A 14775-nucleotide genomic window follows, 5' to 3' on the forward strand; every position below is an offset into this window, starting at 1 on the left:
TGCGCAAGGCGGCGCTCACCGGATGCTTACGATAAGTTGCGCCGCCATTCCGTTTGGGATTTTTGGCAAAATTTTCTCGTATATGGCGAACGGAAAACGGGCCGTCAAATGACAGATTGACCGACCCTAGAATGAGTAATTCTAATCGTATGAGGTATCAAAACCGGCAATTGAGAGCGCACCGCAATACTCTCTTCCGGACTGTAGCCCTCAGCTCTCACATAGCTCCGTTAAAAACTCGAACCATTTTGCAGTTCCCTCTCCGGTCTTCGCGGACAAGGCTAAAATTTTCGCCTCAGGATTAACCAATAGAATGTTTTCGCGGCATTGCTTTTCGTCGAACTCGACAGCCTCGGCAATATCGACCTTATTGATCAGCACACACTTCGACGCCCGAAACATGTGCGGATATTTTAGCGGTTTGTCTTCTCCCTCAGTCACCGAAATCACGGCAATCTTCATGCGCTCGCCGAGATCAAACATCGAAGGACAAACGAGATTCCCCACATTTTCGATCATCAAGACGGCACCTGCTTCCAATTCGAGTGATTTAACCGCTTCCGCGATCATATCTGCCTCAAGGTGGCAACCCGCGCCGGTATTGATTTGTACTGCCTGCGCACCTGCGTCACGCACGCGTTCGGCGTCGTTTGCAGTCATCTGATCCCCTTCAATCACTGCAATCGGATGGTCTTTTGAAAAATTTCGAATTGTGTATTCGAGCAAGGAAGTTTTGCCCGCACCAGGTGAACTGACTAAATTGAGCGCGAGAACACGCCGTCCTTCAAACCAACCTCGGTTTTGCGCTGCAATAGCATCATTTTTCGACATGACGGCAGCTTCAAGACTGATAATCTCGCCATTAGGCCCATGTACATGCGGACGATCATCTCCTTCATGGGAATGCTCGTGATCAGGGTGGTGATGATGGGGTTCATGTTCATTGTGTTTTATGATCCCACCTTCTCGCAGCACCCGGCGTTCGCCAGTTTTTGCATCTTCGATAGTCACGCTATTCATAGGATCTGAACATCCACAAGTTCCGCACATTACGCAGCCTCCTCAAATTCAAACTCTTTAACCAAAAACACGTCGCCTTCGGCGTCTACAAACTCCAGTAATGATCCAGCCAGCGGCCCGCCTTCGGTTACAATATCCCAGCAAAACGCCAGAGCACGCTTCTCGACGCAGGCGAGTGGACCTACTGCGACTGAGACTCTTCGAACTTGGCGTCCCCTAGAGTTTTCTGTCACGATCGCAGCTATGGAACGGCTTAATCCCAACTCGTGCATCTCAGGCTCCTACCCAAGCCAGCGCCGCAGTAGAGCGCATCACATTCACGCCGATGCCGACCGCAAACAAAGCAGCAAGAACCGTAACGGTCACGTGGATTTTACGTGCGGAACGCTCGATTGCGCCAAGCGGCCATGCGACTGCATAAGAGAGAACCGCCATACCGACGATGGATCCGACACCGAAAACGAGGATATAGGCCAAAGCAACCAATGCACTCTGCGTGGTTGCAATGACAAGCGTCAACAATCCGGCCGATCCAGCGGCACCATGGACAAGCCCTACGATAAGCGCGCGCCAGGGCAAGCCATCTGGATGAGAGTGCTGATGTGATGAATCAGAATGTGCGCTTTTTTCACCATGGTGACTGTGAGCATGCAGGTGTGCTTTTCCGTCTTCATGACGATGTGCATGAAAGTGGATTTTGCGACGCCACATACGAAAAACGAGATGTAGTCCTAGCAAAACCAGCATCGCGCCCACAGAAAATTCCAGTCGTGCAGCCGTGGCATCGGTTAAAACAAAACCGAAGACAATCACCACGCCACCTAAGGCAAATAAGGTAAGGCTGTGTCCAGCCCCCCAAAATGCGCCACGCAACATCATCTTTCGTTTTTGTGCAGTGTGGTCGCTTGAAATAGCCGCCATAGCTGCGAGATGGTCTGCTTCCAGAGCGTGGGTCATGCCAATCAAAAATCCGAGTGCGAGAATTCCAAACATTCAACAAATCCTCGGCAACTGTTCACCCACCAGCATTTCGACGATTCTTGCTCCTCCAAATATCGTTTTCATTTCCACACGACCGGCAATTCCGCTTTTTGCATGCCCAATGATCGCAGCATTCTTTCCCGCTTTGACAGATCGCATGGCCTCAAGCGCTGCATTGGCTTCGCTTTCCGGAGCGAAAACGACCAAAGCCCCTTCGTTTGCCAGGTAAAGAGGGTCAAGGCCGAGGATTTCGCAAACACCTCTAACTTCTTTTCTAAGGGGTAATAGCGTTTCGTCGATTAGAATACTGACAGCGGACGCTTCTGCAATTTCGTTCAAGGCTGAAGCCAATCCACCGCGAGTCGCGTCGCGCGAACAACGCAAATTTGGCGCAGCATTGATCACTGCGTCCATCAGTTCACCAAGAGGTTGGCCGTCTGACCTAATATCCGCATTGATTGCCAAGTCTCCTCTGGCAGCCAATATCGTTGCGCCGTGATCTCCTAGCAGCCCGCTGACAATTGCAACGTCTCCCTCACGGACGGAGGTGGCGGAGAGATTTCGACCTGACGGGATGACACCCACGCCTGACGTCGTAATGAACAATTTGTCGGCGCTTCCCCGTTCTACGACTTTAGTGTCTCCGGTGACAATTTTCACGCCCGCCTCATCGGCAGCCTTGCACATCGAATCAACGACGCGGCGCAAAAGATCCACCTCGATGCCCTCCTCCAAAATGAACGAGGCAGATAACCAAAGTGGAGTAGCACCTCCGACCGCTAGATCATTGACTGTGCCACATACAGAGATGCGCCCAATATCACCGCCCGGAAATTCCAGAGGATAGACCACAAAACTATCTGTAGTGAAGGCAAGCTTCGCGCCTTCCTGAGCGAGGGCACCCGGCTCCAATCGGGCCTGGTCTTCAGCACCGTCTGGTTTAAAGCGGCTTGTGAACACATCTTCAATCAGATCACGCATGGCTTTCCCGCCGCCGCCATGTGCGAGCGTTACATGAGTGGCGCGCAGTTTTCTGGCGGTTTGCGCGGCCTGTTTCATGCGGCCGGCTCCAGGTCCGGACGAACCCCTCCGTATTGATAGTATGCCGCGCATGCTCCCTCGGAAGAAACCATTAACGCACCCAATGGCCGTTCCGGCGTGCATCCTTTGCCGAATTGCTCGCATTGAATTGGCTTGATACGGCCCGTCATTACATCACCGCACCGACAGCCTTCGGGTTCTTCTACGACCCGTGATGCTTGGCCATAGCCGATGCCAAATTTTCTCTCAGCATCGAACGACGCGTACTTTTCTCGGATTTTGAGGCCAGATTCATCGATTTCACCCAGGCCGCGCCATTCAAAAGATTCACGCCGTTCATAGACATCTTCACAGGCGGCGATGGAAACGGGATTGCCTTGATCTGGAACAATTCTGGCATACTGGTTTTCGACCTTAGCTTGCCCTGATTTGATTTGTTCCAAAACCATCATCACTGATTGCAGCAAATCTACAGGTTCGAATCCGGCGACGACGATTGGTTTATTATAGTCGCGGGCAATGAACTCATAAGGCTCCAAGCCTATCACCATGGAAACGTGACCTGGCCCAACAAACCCATCCAGCTTCATGTATGGATCATCCAAGAGAACTTTGATCGGTGGCGGGACTGTGATGTGATTGCAAAAGAGGGAAAAATTGGAGATTTTTTCTTGTGCTGCTTGTTGCACGCAAAGAGCGGTTGACGGCGTTGTTGTCTCAAAGCCCAATGCAAAGAAAACCACCTCGCGATCAGGATTTCGGCGCGCCAGTTCTAAGGCATCTAGAGGCGAGTAAACGATCCTAATATCCGCGCCATCTGCTTTGGCCTGGAGAAGCGATTTCTTAGTCCCGGGCACCCGGACGGCATCGCCAAAGGTCGTAAATATAACCTCTGGGCGCTCAGCTAGCTCTACGCATTCGTCTACGCGGGCCATGGGTAGCACGCAGACAGGACACCCAGGGCCATGAATAAACTCTAGCCCTTCCGGCGTTAGCTTATCCAACCCATACCTAAAGATTGCGTGAGTGTGCCCACCGCAAATTTCCATAATGTGGATAGGCTGGTCGGCGGTGGCACCAATTTCGTCAATAATGCTTTCGATCTCTGATAAAACCGTATTGACCGCCTCAGGGTCGCGAAACTCGTCAGCGTACTTCATGATGACCCCTCCAATGCAGCTTGTCCGTGGCGCATTGCCTCTATTTCTGCTTGCGCTTCTCCGAGCTGGATGAGGATCTCTAAAGTCTTCTTAGCCTCCTCTTCATTTATCCGGCTCATCGCAAACCCAACGTGGATCAATGCCCAAGCGCCGAGCAATTCATCCGCGTCGCCGCTCTCTGGCATTATGCAGGCAACATTGACCTCGCGTTGAACTCCCGAGACCTCGACCATTGCAAGCTTTTTAGTCGCATCAGAAATGGACATAATCTGTGCTGGAATTCCTAAACACATCGTTTGCTCCCTTGGTTTTGGTTAAGAATAATTGCGGCGGCGATCGCGGCTTGTCCAAGCGCAATACCACCGTCATTTGCTGGAACTTGTTTGTGTGTCAGGACGTCGATTTCAGCGTCTCTCAAATGTCCATGCACGAGTTTGAAGAGAGTTTGATTTTGGAAGCAGCCGCCCGAGAGAGCGACCGCTGAGAAAGTCGGTTGGTTCCCCATGAGGCGTTTGGTCATCGCCACAATTGCCCGGGCTAAACCGCGGTGAAATCTAGCTGCAATCACACCTATAGGGGTTTGCAATACCAGATCGCCAAGCATCGCTCTCCATACAGCTAACGGTTCGATGTATGGCATGCCATGTCCATCTATTAGGGGAATAGAAAATGGGTAATCCAGATCTGAACTCTCATCGAGCGCACCTGGGTCAATCGCGGCCTCAAATAGCATTGCAGCTTGACCTTCATAGGTTTGACGTTCCGGCGCCAGACCAGCAATTGCGGCAGCTGCATCAAACAAACGGCCACAGGATGTTGATTTAGGTGAATTCACCTGCTCTGAGATCATGCTATCGAGGGTGTCTCTTGGCTTTAAACTCAAGAACTTGAATATATCCAAGTCAGAGAAATTCATTGCGAACTCAGCCCACCCCATCTGTGCAGTAATATGCGCGTACGCATTCCTCCAAGGCTCACGCGCTGCAGCATCACCACCAGGTAGAGCCACCGGTTTTAGCATCGCCAGTCGTTTAAACGAAGTGTAGTTGCAAGCCAGAAACTCTCCGCCCCATATTGTCCCGTCGCCGCCCCACCCGGCTCCATCGAGCGCGATCCCGAGAACATCGCCGCCATCCGTTGGCCACGCATTCTCCGCCATGCACGACGCAATATGCGCGTGGTGATGTTGCACCTCGATCAGTGGAAGATCCAACTGATCCGCGTCGTGTTTACCCAATTTGGAGGAAAAATACTCTGGGTGCTGATCCACAACGATTGTTGCCGGAACGTGTTCATACAAATCACGGTAGAGTGATAGATTGTGCGTTAGTTCGTCCGCGGTCGTGGGGTCCGCCAGGTCCCCCATATGTTGACTCAAAATGGCTTCGCCATCTTTGACTAAGCAGAAGGCGTTTTTTAGATCCGCACCGTACGCAATCATGGGAGGCGCATTCTCCAACCCTGGAGGAAGCGATAGCGAAGATGGCGCATAACCGCGCGCTCGTCTTAGTATTCTGGGAGCACCAAGATCACAACGCACCACGCTATCGTCAATGCGATTGACGATATCTCGATCGGTCATGCAGCCAAAGTCGGCGACTTCTGCCAACCGGTTTCGAGCAGCTTCGTTCGTGTAACATTGAGGTTCGCCGGAGATGTTACCAGATGTCATAACGATTGGCCGTGTCATGCGCTTCAGCATGATATGATGAAGCGGTGTATACGGCAGCATGAAGCCCAGACGATTTAGTCCGGGGGCGACAGCGTCCGGCAAGTGAGCATCGCGTCGCGCTTCAAGTAGGACAATTGGAGCAGCGCTGGAGCGTAACAGCGCTTCCTCCTCCGCAGTTATGTGGGCAAAGGCCGAGATCGCTTCGATATCGCGCGCCATGAGCGCGAACGCCTTGTCTTTGCGCTGCTTTCGTTCTCGTAGTTTTTCAACGCTAGCAGAATTAGTCGCATCGCAAGCGAGATGAAATCCGCCAAGTCCTTTAATGGCAACTATTTCACCTGATTTCAGCATCCCGCCGACTGCGTCAACATCATCTAACATAGAGAAGGCTTCGCAGTTAACGATGCCCTGACCGAGCTTTTCTATCCAAGCTTTTGGACCGCACATGTGGCATGCTACGGGTTGAGCGTGATAACGGCGGTCTAACGGGTTCTCGTACTCCGTTTGACAATCACCGCAAAGATCAAAGGCTCGCATACTGGTCTTTGCACGATCATAAGGTGCGCCGTGAATGATTGAAAAGCGAGGGCCACAATTTGTGCAATTTGCAAATGGGTACCGAAAGCGCCGATCAAAAGGGTCGTTGATCTCGTCTAGACAATCCTGACAAGTGGCAGCGTCCGGCGTGATTGCAACGCGCATCACGCCTTCGGATGTCTGGGCGATCTCAAATGCACTGGGGATTTCACCGCTCACTGATCGACGTTCCATCTCTTGAATACGCGCTAGCGGCGGCGCTTCACTCTGCAAGCGTTCAACAAAAGCCGAGATCCGATCACCCCATAGTCGAATATTGACGCCCTCAGGAGTGTTGCAAACATCGCCAACCAATTCTAATTCATGCGCAAGCCGCCAGACGGTTGGTCGAAAACCAACTCCTTGGACTTGACCGCGCACCACAATCAATTCGCCAGCGAGGCGGGAGCTCATTTCGCCATCCTCCACAGAAGGACACGGTTGTTTCCGCTATCCGCGATAATCAACTCGTCATCTGAACTCGTGATGCCATACGGCCAACAGAGGGAATCTCGCTCAATAATTCCCCATCGATTATCACCTTTCGAAGCAAAATCCGGTTGCCCTGTTAGCCAATCCGCATCGGCGCCGGTAGTCGTTTCCCGCCAGCCTACGAGTCTGGAGTTTGCGGTATCCGCAACGAGCAACTTGTTTTCGCTAACGGCTACCGCGTAAGGCATATTAAGGGCGGCGGACGTTGGATAGTAAGATGCAAGATTGTGATCGCAGTCCGTGAAATTCTTCTGCCCCAGAACATGGCTGCAAGGCTGGCCATTTTGTGTTGGCCACTCATCCCAAAGCATGACTCGGTTATTCCCAGCGTCAGCGACTGCAAATCCACCCTGCCAGTTCACTGCTGCGTGTGGCCAGCGCATCCCCATGCGGCCAATTTCTTGACCACAGTTTTCATCTCTCGTCTCCATGTTGTTTTGGCCAAGAACAAGGTCTGCGGGTTGTCCTGTTTCCTCAGGAGAATTCCATATCAAAACTCGCCGATTGCCCGCATCGCAAACGGCGAGCTTCCCATCAACCTCGACAACTCCATATGGCCAATGCAGACTCGTCGCGCGCGGAGCGTCTCGGCCATGGTTCGCTTCGATGGAACACCCATCCTTTTGACCAAGGACAATATCTGCAGGTTGATTCTGAATTTTTGGCACTTCGTGCCAAAGCAAAACGCGATGGTTCCATGCATCTGCTACAGCAATCCCGTCGCGCCATCGCGAAACACCCGTCGGAACATTTAAAGTTGACTTACTGGGTTCGCCTTTGGCGTTCCGCCCTTCGCGCGAATAAGAAGGTTGACCTATCAGTATATCCGCATCTTGGTTGTCCACAGTCGGCCCAGTTAACCACCCCAATAAACGATGGTGGCCGGTATCAGCGACCCACAGTGATCCGTCTTTTGCCCGTGCCGCTCCGCGCGGCCCAAATAGCACAGATGCTGATGGTGTGTTCGGCATGACGAGTTCTTGTTCTTGCCAGCCCAGCACAACATAGGGGCCGTCTTCCGACAAAAGCGGCGCGCCCTTTAAAGCAGTTCCCTCTGCTTTGATTGGACCAAATGAAGACGCCATTGAGACTTTCATGTCACTACCTTGTTAAACGAACTTCTATCTGACCATCTTTCACCCGCACCCCGTGCGGCTGAAGCTGCACCTCTGGTGCGGTCAAGCACTCACCGCTTTCCAACGAGTATTGAAAGCCGTGATAAGGACAGGTGATGATCGCATCATCGATGTCACCGCCATCCATAGCCATGCCCATATGAGCGCAGGCGTTTTTGAAACAGGTCACCTTGTCGCCTAAGCGAGTGAGAATGACGGATTCACCATCTACTTCTAGAACCTTTGTCGTACCGTCCAAAACTTCATCTAGCGCGATGGCTTTGGTCCAACCTTCTCTCTGGAAGTTTGCGAACGGAGAGGCGTATTCGACACCTTCGCCTCCGCCTAGCCCTTTTGCTTGTTTGACCTCTACAATGTTTGGAAACTTGTCTTGTATGGCTTTTTTGACGCCGCCATAAAAGGTCAAAGCAGATGCTGGGCAACCATCGCAAGCACCCAAAAACCTAACCGTAACTGACGTTTCTTCGACGGATACAAGTTCAACGTCTCCGCCGTGTGAAGCTAGCGCAGGACGGATAGAATTCAGCGCCTCGTCCACCTGCTCATGCAGGCTTGGTTTCAAGATACCGTGACGGCGAAGAACTGTGTAAACGACTTCGTCACCTGCCGCTTCGCGCAGAGCGCTCGATATTCCTGGCACCGACTGTAATATCCGTATTAGGCGCCGAAATGCTGCAGCATTTAGAGCGTCAATGGCTTCCCCTCGAGCCGAAGCAGCATTTTTTTGCTGTTCCGGCCAATTCTCTGCCAGCGCTTCAAGCGCGGCCAGATCTGAAAGCAGGCTACTAAGATCCCGTTCTTCGGCGGTTTGTGAGAGGTTCGGATCACCCATTACTTTATTTATATTTCAAGTTTTTGAAGAGAACGGGTTGCATGATACCCGCCACGAGGCCGCCGCCAATCGCTCCCACGATCGGAGACACAAAGTATCCAAGCGCAACGAGGATTGCAGTCCCGCAAAGCACTCCGACCAAAAACAGCTGAATGACTTTCGAGTAATTTTGGAAAAGACGGCCCGTAAAAAACAGTTTCACTGAGTCAAAAATCATCTCAAACATTAGGCAGCTCCAACAATAAAAGTTAGAATGAGCAAACCGAGAATGACGGCGGCTCCACCTGACAACAGCCCGTACAATCCCCCCATCGCGCCGGCCATTTCTTTGCCGAGGGCTTCGCCACCAATAACAATCCCTGAACTAATGCCTCCCACTAGAGCGGCCAAGGCTCCCAGCCCTAAAGCAATCAGCATCGCAATCATAAAATTTCCTTCCCAGTCCGTTTAATTCAGTAAGTTTTGTGCTTTCTCGATGTCTACTTCGAGCTCGAGTATTGCTGCTGACACTGCGTCCGCCTTTTGCAGTTCGCCAAACTGCTGAAAAAGGCCGAGCGCTTCTTTGTACAAAGCTATGGCATCGGCCAAGTTCTCGGGATTTCCCTTTTCTGGAGCGTCAAGCGCATCCGGCAGGTTAGCGAGACAATTTGCTTTGTTCGATATCGTGTTTGCATACTCTAAAGGGGTATCTGAGATGTTTCGAACACGCAGCGCTTCATCATAAGCCTCCAATGCGCGGAAACCATTCTCTACTCGATGACTAGAGGAAGCATATTGAAGAGCATTACCCAGATTGTTTTGCAGCATTGCGTATTCGCTGGGGTGATCGACCAAAGTGACCACTTTCAAGCCCTCCTCAAATGCCTGCACAGCCAATGCCTCTCGCATTTTTGATCGTTCGTCGGTGAACGGAATAGAAAGAAACGCGGTCGCTAGATTGTTTTGCAGAATAGCGAACTCCGCTGGGTATTGTTTCGCTTCGAATGTGCGAAGCGCTCTTTGATACGCACCAATACAATCCTGGATCCGAGCGCGGTTCGCGCCCGCCAAATTTTGCAGTATTAGGCCGTAATTCATTTCCGCCTCCGCAACTTCCGCTGGCTTGCCTTGCGTACTCAGTGTTGCGAGCGCGGATTCCATTGATGAGCGGGCCGCGTCCAAAAACGTAACATCGTCAGCGGGGATCATCATTTGCGCGGTCGCCATTCGGGAGAATATCCTAGCCTCCAATAGAGCCTCTTCAGGCGGACACATCTCTATGGCCTCTTGATAGAGTGAAACGGCTTCGATCAAATCTTCTCGAGATTTCGGCTTCTGCTGCATCCCCATAGCAATTTCCATGAGCATCTCAGCTTTCTCTGCAACCCCGGCATCGGCATCGATAACTGCTTGTCGGGCTGCATCGGCCTCAACCGCAGCTCTACTCTCCCGCGCCATCCGGGCTCCTCCACGCAAAAAAAAGCGGCTTGCCACCGCAATTATTATTTAGATGACAAGCCGTAGCGGAGGAAAAATTAACTGTCTACAAAATTTTCATAGCGTAAAGTTAGTTTACACCTTAGGCAAAGCGCATATCAGAGCGCCTCGCTCAGAGCACCAAACAGCCTCTACAGCATCATCATTCCAATCCATGAGTTGATGCTCGGCAAACACGTCAGGCGCGGTCACAACCCGATCGCCGTTCGCGTTCCGAATTTTGAGAATGTAACCGCCAGCACTCATTTGCTGAACTGGCATAACATTGAGCTCGTTTTCTCTCACAACTACGATTACGGCGTCGAGACCACGAAAATAGGTCTCGCAGTCTGACGAGGGAATATAGATCGACCCTTTGCGGACAGACAGACATGCACTCACGACCAAGCACCCGCTGTTCCCGCCGCGGCTAACGCTTCAATTCGACTCGCAATTCGCGCTACCGAGCTTTGTACGGCGCTGGAAAGCTCCAGGCCCAGTTCCAAATTTTCCGCCTCAATCAGAAATACTTTCACGTGCTTGGGAAAGGAATCTCCGTAAATTTTTTTTCCCGCATACAATGCGTGATCCCACCGAAAATCATGCAAATTCAGACTTTGCGGAGGTGGAGCGGCAAGGATCTCTCCTGGCACCTCATATATCGCGCCGGGCTGGTCTTCTGGTGCACGGGCATCGATGATGATCAGGTGAGTTGCGCCCTTGGCTTGGTACATGACCCCCATTCCGTCAGTGCCACCATCGAACAATTTAGCGCCACCTGGCAGATCACGAGTTCGTAGTTCAGCGATAACGTGCGGGCCAACGCCATCGTCACTGCGGTTTGTGTTTCCGCATCCGATGATTGCCAGCTTTATATCCGCCACAGCCGACAAGACCATTCTGGCTCAACAGGCAGCATCAATTCTGGCAATTCACAAAACTTCCTGTGTACCAGATAATACATGCACGTTTCGCAGGGCTGCTCGATGTCTTCGACTTCGATCGTGTGGTCGGTGAAGCCGCCGATAACGAGCTTCTTTTCGACATTCGCGCCAGCCTCTTCACGCAACCGCATAATGATCGCGTTCACAGCGGCAGAGGTTTCAGCGCGTGGGAATACTTCAGTCTTTAATCCCGCCTTTAATTTTTGAGCGATCTCTTCACGTAGATTATCTTCGTCGCGAGTGGCCCCAATATCGGACATATCCCCCTCCTAAATCCGCCACAAACGGCACCACCATTCTGGTTCGGCGGGCAAATCAAGTTCAGGCAAGTCACACCAACGTTTGTGAACAAGATAGTACATGCACTCTTGGCACCGCATGTCGTCCTCACCATGGGGCGACAGCTTCCAACCACTGATGATCAGTTTTCGCCGAAGGTCATCAGGGCTCAGTTCACGCAATTGATCCAGTAACTTTGAGAACTCTCTATCATTTTCTGGAAACGGCTCGAGTTGAGTAGCAAGTCCCTCTTCAAACATATCCTCTATCATTTTGATCAAAGTTGCATGGTTGGCATCCGTTGGTGTCACACCATATCGTTCGAGTGTTTTGCCAACGTCTCCCTGTTCGGACATTCCCGGTTTTTCTGTCATCACTGCTCTTTCAGGATGCGCGTCATGGAAGGAACGATGAGTTCCCTTTCATGACGCACATCTCTCGTTTAAAACAAGTTTTACGCTGTACGGAACCTGGCCAGCTCTTCACCTGTTTTGGCATCGTGCGCATGAACTGTGCAAACAAGGCAGCTATCATACGAACGGCAAACGTGCCCAACCTCGACGGGATCTGATGGATTCTGAATTGGAGTTCCAATTAAGGCTTCCTCGATTGGGCCTCTTTCGCCGTCCGTTGCTCGCGGCCCCACATTCCACGTTGTCGGAGCAATGATTTGGTAATTGCTTATCTTACCATCTTTTACATCGATCCAGTGACACAGCGCTCCGCGGATAGCTTCAGTTGCACCCCAGCCTTGGCCATCTTTTTCTGTGGGCTTAATATACCAATCGTCGTTCAGCTTGAACTCACGTAGAATTCGCTCAGCCTCACGATAGAGTTTGCAAAGCTCATGCATACGCGCGAAATGGCGAAGTGCGATAGAAGGCCCCCCCATCTTTCGGTACATGTCCAAGATCAATGGATCTGAATGCTGCCAAGCCTCTCCATGGCTGCCGCCCGCAACCAATTGACGAGCCAGTGGCCCAGCTTCAAGTCGTCCGTTTTCGGAATGGCGCACCGCAGTCGACCAAGAATATTTACCCTCATGATCGATGGGGTTCTTACCTACTGGATTGGTCACGCGATCAAATGGGTGAGTTCCACCAACCTCATCATACCAAGCGTGCGTCACGTCTTCTCGTGTCATTGCCTGATCCATGAGCTTATGCGTATCGGTTGCACCGTCATAAACACCTGATTTCATGATAACGGCAGAATTGCGCCCTTCGATTGTCGGGTTTTGATACTTGTCCTCATGCGGCAGGTATCCCCAAGTAATGAATTTCGCGTGGCCTCGGCCGTATTTATCAAGGCCTATATCCATCGCCATGCGCCAATACATGCCGAGATCTGAATTCGCGTGCTCAGGTTTCTCATTCAACCAAGCCATGAAGTCATCATATGACTGGATTTCCTCGTAACGCTCCATTGAACAGCCGAACCAAAGTGGCTCGATCCAATTTCTACGGAAATGCTCAAGGATCGCGACAGAGCGCGTTACGTCTGTAAGTGTTGGTGAACACATTACACCACCTGGCACCATGTATGAGGAATGCGGCCATTGCCCGCCAAGTAGAGCGTAAATTTCTACGGGCCTTCCAGATATTGTCACTCCGGCTTCATATGAAGTTCCAGTGAATGGTGAATAGCGTTTAACGGCTTCCTCGAAATACTGACTTTTGGCGTAGTTTTGGTTCGTAAAGTCAATCATGAACAGGCCATAGTGATGGCGAGGTAGCGACTGAAGCGACTCAACAATCTGCCCCAGATTGCGCGCCAAAATCGCATTGCGCGGTACCGTTGTACCCCAAGCGGTATCGAGCGCCCACGCTGCACAGGTCAGGTGAGACGCGCCGCATATCCCGCAAGCCCGCGGCGTCACGACCAACCCGGCCTGCGGGTCTTTGTCTTTAAGGATAACCTCAAAGCCCCTGAACATCTCTGCATTTGTCCAAGCGTTTGTGACCACACCGTCCTGGATATCCACGCGAACATCTAGATCGCCTTCGACTCGCCCGACTGGCGATATATCAAGTGTTTGAATAGCTGACATTGTCTTATTTCCCTCTGCGCTCGCCTAAACCACGAAAATATCTTCTTCGGCCCAAGCCGGAGAAGCGTTTTTGGCGGCAGCGGTCAGTTTCATATATCCTTTTTTATCGACCCCAGTTGGCAAGTCCTTTGGAACCCCCATAACTGTTTGCGTTTTGAAAACTGTGCCCGGCGCAAGATCAAAGAATGGGAATTCTGGTTCAGTACAGCCCAGGCAAGGCATACCCGCCCGTGTTTTTGAAGATTGCCGGTTCCACAAGATGCGATTGCATGGACTGTGGGTCATTGGACCGCGGCATCCTAGATCGTAGAATAGACAGCCCTTACGCTGCCCAAACGCGGTGGTCGACACTTTGTACGCAAAATGCATATTTCGCGTACAGCCTGTTTGGGTAAAGCTCGCAAAGAATGTTTTTGGCCTCTGGAATTCGTCCAAAGTAAGATCTCCGCCTCGCCCCGAAGCTACTGCAACCAAAATTTGAGTTACCCAGTCGGGGTGAGCTGGACATCCAGGGATGTTAATGACTGGAAGCCCAGCTTTGGAAACAAAGTTCTCCCCCAATGCACCACCTTTTGCGCGTTTGAGGAATTGAAGACCTTCACTATCGGAAGGGTTTGGAGCGGTCGCTGGAATGCCGCCCCATGTAGCGCAATCACCGATTGCAACCACGTATTGAGCCGCATCGCATAGCTTTTTGACCCAGTTCTTCATGGGCTCGCCGCAGAACCGGTTCCACTCACCGGTTCCATCTGGCGCATTGATCACAGTTCCTTCGAATACAAAAATATCAAGCTGAATTTCGCCAGAAATACACTTCTCCAGAATAGTTTTAACGTTGTCGCCTAACTCAAGGCCGAGAGATGGCTGCCACAGCACATTAATTCCAAAGTCAGTTACGAGATCGCATGCGCTGGGCTCTTCAGCGTTTAGAAACGACATCGTGTTCCCTGAACAAGCCCCCCCTTGCAACCAAAGAAGATTGGCCATGATTAGTTTCCTCCGCTGTTCTCGGCGATTTTCGCCGTTTGTAAATTATGAGTCAGCTTATCAGTTGATATCCATGCCAAACACCACCTGCACAAAACGCTAACTAAGTTTACAGAGACTGACCTGAGACCCTCGCGTCCCTCATTCATT

At 51.5% G+C, this 14775-nt stretch carries 17 protein-coding genes; all 17 read right to left on the reverse strand.

The window, feature by feature from the left end:
- Positions 1-210 precede the first annotated feature (210 nt).
- Complete coding sequence (gene hypB / locus HY26_RS13755; protein ID WP_233350146.1) at positions 211-1020, reverse strand: hydrogenase nickel incorporation protein HypB; 810 nt, start codon at positions 1018-1020, stop codon at positions 211-213.
- Positions 1021-1049: 29 nt separating this feature from the next.
- The gene (locus tag HY26_RS13760; protein ID WP_112073815.1) at positions 1050-1292 is read right to left on the reverse strand and encodes a hydrogenase maturation nickel metallochaperone HypA; all 243 of its coding nucleotides are present in this window, start codon (positions 1290-1292) and stop codon (positions 1050-1052) included.
- A 1-nt stretch (position 1293) separates the two neighbouring features.
- The gene (locus tag HY26_RS13765) at positions 1294-2013 is read right to left on the reverse strand and encodes a high frequency lysogenization protein HflD (protein ID WP_112073816.1); all 720 of its coding nucleotides are present in this window, start codon (positions 2011-2013) and stop codon (positions 1294-1296) included.
- Positions 2014-3060, reverse strand: coding sequence for a hydrogenase expression/formation protein HypE (gene hypE, locus HY26_RS13770; RefSeq protein ID WP_112073817.1), 1047 nt, complete (start codon positions 3058-3060; stop codon positions 2014-2016). It lies immediately after the preceding gene.
- Positions 3057-4202: a hydrogenase formation protein HypD gene (gene hypD, locus HY26_RS13775; RefSeq protein ID WP_112073818.1), complete on the reverse strand. Its 1146-nt coding sequence runs from the start codon at positions 4200-4202 to the stop codon at positions 3057-3059. Before hypD ends, hypE begins: the two co-directional genes overlap by 4 nt.
- The gene (gene hypC / locus HY26_RS13780) at positions 4199-4495 is read right to left on the reverse strand and encodes a HypC/HybG/HupF family hydrogenase formation chaperone (protein ID WP_112073819.1); all 297 of its coding nucleotides are present in this window, start codon (positions 4493-4495) and stop codon (positions 4199-4201) included. The genes hypD and hypC overlap by 4 nt, the downstream gene beginning before the upstream one ends.
- The gene (gene hypF, locus HY26_RS13785; RefSeq protein ID WP_112073820.1) at positions 4486-6864 is read right to left on the reverse strand and encodes a carbamoyltransferase HypF; all 2379 of its coding nucleotides are present in this window, start codon (positions 6862-6864) and stop codon (positions 4486-4488) included. Before hypF ends, hypC begins: the two co-directional genes overlap by 10 nt.
- A complete protein-coding gene (locus HY26_RS13790) occupies positions 6861-8039 on the reverse strand; it encodes a hypothetical protein (RefSeq protein ID WP_112073821.1) in 1179 nt (392 codons plus the stop codon). Before HY26_RS13790 ends, hypF begins: the two co-directional genes overlap by 4 nt.
- A 4-nt stretch (positions 8040-8043) precedes the next feature.
- Positions 8044-8910, reverse strand: coding sequence for a NifU family protein (locus HY26_RS13795; RefSeq protein WP_112073822.1), 867 nt, complete (start codon positions 8908-8910; stop codon positions 8044-8046).
- A 4-nt stretch (positions 8911-8914) separates the two neighbouring features.
- Complete coding sequence (locus HY26_RS13800) at positions 8915-9136, reverse strand: hypothetical protein (RefSeq protein ID WP_112073823.1); 222 nt, start codon at positions 9134-9136, stop codon at positions 8915-8917.
- On the reverse strand, positions 9136-9336 hold the full coding sequence (locus tag HY26_RS13805) for a hypothetical protein (RefSeq protein ID WP_233351632.1): 201 nt from the start codon (positions 9334-9336) through the stop codon (positions 9136-9138). The genes HY26_RS13800 and HY26_RS13805 overlap by 1 nt, the downstream gene beginning before the upstream one ends.
- Positions 9337-9357: 21 nt before the next feature.
- Positions 9358-10347: a hypothetical protein gene (locus HY26_RS13810; protein ID WP_112073824.1), complete on the reverse strand. Its 990-nt coding sequence runs from the start codon at positions 10345-10347 to the stop codon at positions 9358-9360.
- Between the two features lie 416 nt (positions 10348-10763).
- Complete coding sequence (locus HY26_RS13820) at positions 10764-11264, reverse strand: hydrogenase maturation protease (RefSeq protein WP_112073826.1); 501 nt, start codon at positions 11262-11264, stop codon at positions 10764-10766.
- A complete protein-coding gene (locus tag HY26_RS13825) occupies positions 11237-11569 on the reverse strand; it encodes a hypothetical protein (protein WP_112073827.1) in 333 nt (110 codons plus the stop codon). Before HY26_RS13825 ends, HY26_RS13820 begins: the two co-directional genes overlap by 28 nt.
- A gap of 9 nt (positions 11570-11578) precedes the next feature.
- Complete coding sequence (locus tag HY26_RS13830) at positions 11579-11962, reverse strand: hypothetical protein (protein ID WP_233351633.1); 384 nt, start codon at positions 11960-11962, stop codon at positions 11579-11581.
- Positions 11963-12042: 80 nt separating this feature from the next.
- Positions 12043-13638: a nickel-dependent hydrogenase large subunit gene (locus HY26_RS13835; protein WP_112073828.1), complete on the reverse strand. Its 1596-nt coding sequence runs from the start codon at positions 13636-13638 to the stop codon at positions 12043-12045.
- Between the two features lie 24 nt (positions 13639-13662).
- Positions 13663-14625: a hydrogenase gene (locus HY26_RS13840; protein WP_112073829.1), complete on the reverse strand. Its 963-nt coding sequence runs from the start codon at positions 14623-14625 to the stop codon at positions 13663-13665.
- Positions 14626-14775 lie beyond the last annotated feature (150 nt).

The sequence above is a fragment of the Hyphomonas sp. GM-8P genome (genome assembly GCF_003263315.1).
Taxonomy (GTDB): Bacteria; Pseudomonadota; Alphaproteobacteria; order Caulobacterales; family Hyphomonadaceae; genus Hyphomonas.